General features: G+C 61.3%; 1 protein-coding gene. It reads left to right on the forward strand.

Annotation, left to right across the window (positions count from 1 at the left end; all coding sequences use genetic code 11):
* Nucleotides 1-92: 92 nt before the first annotated feature.
* A protein-coding gene (locus EOA23_RS35005) for an IS630 family transposase (protein WP_127307345.1) occupies nt 93-1,033 on the forward strand; the annotation gives its coding sequence in 2 pieces (ribosomal slippage) (nt 93-426 and nt 426-1,033; 942 coding nt in all).
* Nucleotides 1,034-1,048: the final 15 nt, after the last annotated feature.

Here is a 1,048-nt window from a genome sequence, read left to right on the forward strand (position 1 = left end):
TAGAGCGGGATGAAAATGTTTGGAGTCGTTGAGGATTCCCAAATCAGCGATTTTCTGATTCACCGTTCCTGCTGGGAAGGAGGCCAGCATGAATGGCATTGTCGACGGATCTACGTGAGCGCGTGGTTGCGGCGGTGAAGACGGAGGGGATGTCGCGCCGTGCAGCTGCGAAGCGTTTTGGGGTCAGCTACAGCGCGGCGATCGAGTGGGTGAAGCTGTTTGAGGAGAGTGGCATCGTAGCCCCACGCAAGGTGGGGGGAGGCAAGCCGAAGAAGCTATCGGGGGCCTGGCGCGACTGGCTCATTGAGCGCTGCCGCAAGCAGGCCTTCACGCTGCGCGGCCTAGTCAGCGAGCTCGCCGAACGAGGGCTTGAGGTCGACTACCGCTCGGTCTGGGAGTTCGTCCACGCCGAGGGTCTGTCGTACAAAAAAAGACGCTGGTCGCGTCCGAGCAGGATCGCCCCGACGTAGCGCGCCGACGGGCGCAATGGCTGGCTTATCAGAACCGCATCGATCCTGCCCGCCTGGTGTTCATCGACGAAACCTGGACCAAGACCAACATGGCGCCACTCAGAGCGTGGGCGCCAGTTGGACAGCGCATCAAGGCGAAGGTGCCGCACGGTCACTGGAAAACCATGACGTTCCTGGCCGCCTTGCGCCATGACGGCATCACCGCGCCATGGCTCATCGATGGGCCGATCAATGGCGAGCGCTTCCGCCTCTATATCGAGACCGTGCTGGTTCCGACCCTCAAGCCCGGCGACATCGTCGTCATGGACAATCTCGGCTCGCACAAGGGCAAGGCCGTGCGTCGCGCCATCCGCAAGGCCGGGGCCAAGCTCATTCTCCTGCCCAAATACTCACCCGACCTCAACCCAATCGAACAGTTCTTCGCCAAGCTCAAACACTGGCTTCGAAAGGCGGCCAAACGGACGGCCGAAACCGTCTGTCAGGCGATCGGCGAGATCCTCAACCGCACGACACCCGCCGAGTGCTCAAACTACTTCGCCAATGCAGGATACGACCGGAAATGACTTCATCCCGCTCTA

This window comes from Mesorhizobium sp. M2A.F.Ca.ET.042.01.1.1, from assembly GCF_003997405.1.
Taxonomy (GTDB): domain Bacteria; phylum Pseudomonadota; class Alphaproteobacteria; order Rhizobiales; family Rhizobiaceae; genus Mesorhizobium.